Raw genomic sequence first — 2336 nt, 5'->3', positions numbered from 1 at the left:
GTCAGCCCACGCCTCGACCTCGGCCACACCGACATCGTCGCCCACCGGCCAGACAAGATCTCATCCGACCGTCCCGACCAAGCCGACACGCCCAACAAGCCACCCATAAATCAGGCTGTAGTACTAGCTGCCTACCGCCGGCCCAGCAGTCGCAGGTCGGCTTCGAACTCCGCGCGGTCGCGCTCGAGCTCGATGCGCTCGCGGTGCAGGCGCCGTACGCGCTGGCGCGTCGCCTCGCGGTGCATCGACATCCCGATCAGCACGCCGAGCGTCAGCAGTGTCCACACGACCACCACCACGATGATGATGGTCATGGCGGTCATCGCTGCTCGCGGACTGTCCCGCGACGGCGCCCTCGGCGCGCGCTCCTCGATCCGGTCATGGGGTCGTGCCTCCTCCCGGTCGCTTGCGGTGGGAGGTCGGGGATTGCCCTTCCCCCCACGACTGAGAGTGCTGCATGCCATAGACACACACAAGTGCCTTGTGCAATTGCAGGCAACGATTGCGTGACGACATGGCCGTCCGAGGTCTACCGTGTGCGGATCGAAGCCGGTGCGGGGGGAGGCTGGCGGTCAGCTCCGAGCTGGGAGGCGTGCGGATGAGCCAGTCACCGGGCCCCGTCGTGACCCGCCGCCGCCTGGGCGGCGAGCTCAAGCGCCTCCGCGAAGGCCTGGGTCTCAAGCTCGAAGACGTCGCCCGCAGCCTCGAGTGCTCGCAGTCGAAGATCAGCCGGCTCGAGAACGGCAAAGGCGTCCCGCGCTGGCGCGACGTGCGGGACATGCTGAACGTCTACCGCGTCCCGGAGGGTGACGAGCGGGAGCGCCTGCTGGAGTGGGCGCGGACCGGGCAGGCGAAGATGTGGTGGTCGGACTACGCGGACGTCCTCGCGCGCGATATGGCGCTCTATGTGGAGTACGAATGGGACGCATCGCGGATCGATGCCTACGAGGCCCACATCGTCCATGGACTCCTCCAGACCCGCGACTACGCGCGCGGAGCGCTACGCTCTTTCTGGGGCGGGACTCTCAGCGAGTCGCAGATCGAGAGGCTCGTCGAGGTCCGGATGAGGCGCCAGGAGGCGCTCACGGCAGATCACGGTTTGACCTTCCGGTGCGTGCTGGACGAGTCAACCCTCTACCGGGTTGTCGAGGACGGCGACGTACTCGCCCGCCAGGTGGAGCACCTGATCGAGATCGCCGAGGCCGAGCACGTCGACCTCCGCGTGCTTCCGTTCAGCGCCGGCCTCGTCCCTGCGAGCAGGGAGTCCTTCGCGAAGCTGCAGTTCAGTGCTGGTATCGAGAACGGGCTGGTCTACGTCGAACGGCCGGTGGCGAGCGAGTTCCTCGCCGATCCCGCCGACATCGCGTTGCACGACCACCGCCTCGCCGGTCTCGTCAACGCGTCCCTGCCCGAGGACGAGGCCGTTCCTCTGATGAAGCGTGCCCTTCGGCGCATGGCCGACGCCTGATCGGGGGGTCGATGGGGTGGCCGACGACGGTCTCCGCCATGATGCCGCCGTGACCTCGGCTCGACCGCATCGTGACCCGGCCTATCGCAAGAGCACCTACTGCTCCGATGGCGACTGCGTCGGTGTGGCAGTCGAGCAGGACGAGGTTCGCGTCGTGGACACGAAGATGGCCGAGTCTCTCGAGCTACGCTTCACGGCTTCCGAGTGGGCGGCGTTCGTCGCCGGCGTCAAAGCCGGCGAGTTCGATCTCCCTGCGAGCGGCTGACCCTCCAAGATCCTCGTTTGGCGAGCAATCGCTCCGCTCACCGGAGCGATCGCTCCACAGCTCCAGATCTCGCCTGTGTCGGGGCTCACGTGGCTGACTGTGACGAGGCGAGCGTTGAGATCTGCTCGGTCGTCCGTTTCAGTGGGATCACCCGTTGAACGGAGCCGCAACGATGCGCGACGCCGACGACTTCCACATCAGCAGCTTCTGCACCGACGGGAGCTGCGTCGGTGTGGCACTCGATCAGGACGAGGTCCGGGTCGTCGACACGAAGTCGGCTGACGGAGCTCCGCTGCGCTTCACCGCCGAGGAGTGGGCGGCGTTCGTCGCCGGTGTCAAGGCCGGCGAGTTCGATCTCCCCGTGGGCGGCTGAGCACCGCAAGATCCTCGTTTGGTGAGCGAACGCTCCGCTCGGCGGAGCATCCGCTCACCAACGCCAGATCTTGCTCGCGAGATCGCCGTCTCGGTGACGAACCCACTCACATCGAGCCCGTTGCCTAATCGCTTGGACGCTCGGGCGGGTTGATGCTTCGGGTGCTGCTCGCGGTCGGGGTCGGTGGTGTGACGGTGTCGGGGGTGCCTGAGATGTCCCTGGCGGGTCAG

At 67.1% G+C, this 2336-nt stretch carries 4 protein-coding genes; 3 read left to right on the top strand and 1 reads right to left on the bottom strand.

The window, feature by feature from the left end; translation table 11 throughout:
• Positions 1-131: 131 nt before the first annotated feature.
• Complete coding sequence (locus QSK03_RS32825) at positions 132-323, bottom strand: hypothetical protein (RefSeq protein ID WP_285660025.1); 192 nt, start codon at positions 321-323, stop codon at positions 132-134.
• 275 nt (positions 324-598) lie between these two features.
• On the opposite strand from QSK03_RS32825, the gene QSK03_RS32820 reads away from it, so the two are divergent.
• The 3 genes from QSK03_RS32820 (at position 599) to QSK03_RS32810 (ending at position 2106) form a co-directional block, all read left to right on the top strand.
• A complete protein-coding gene (locus QSK03_RS32820) occupies positions 599-1468 on the top strand; it encodes a helix-turn-helix domain-containing protein (RefSeq protein WP_285660023.1) in 870 nt (289 codons plus the stop codon).
• 16 nt (positions 1469-1484) lie between these two features.
• The gene (locus QSK03_RS32815) at positions 1485-1733 is read left to right on the top strand and encodes a DUF397 domain-containing protein (RefSeq protein WP_285660021.1); all 249 of its coding nucleotides are present in this window, start codon (positions 1485-1487) and stop codon (positions 1731-1733) included.
• 172 nt (positions 1734-1905) lie between these two features.
• Positions 1906-2106: a DUF397 domain-containing protein gene (locus tag QSK03_RS32810; RefSeq protein ID WP_285660020.1), complete on the top strand. Its 201-nt coding sequence runs from the start codon at positions 1906-1908 to the stop codon at positions 2104-2106.
• Positions 2107-2336: the final 230 nt, after the last annotated feature.

It is taken from the genome of Actinomycetospora sp. NBRC 106375 (genome assembly GCF_030269665.1).
Classification (GTDB): Bacteria; Actinomycetota; Actinomycetes; order Mycobacteriales; family Pseudonocardiaceae; genus Actinomycetospora.
This window is presented reverse-complemented; position numbering and strand designations above follow the sequence as displayed.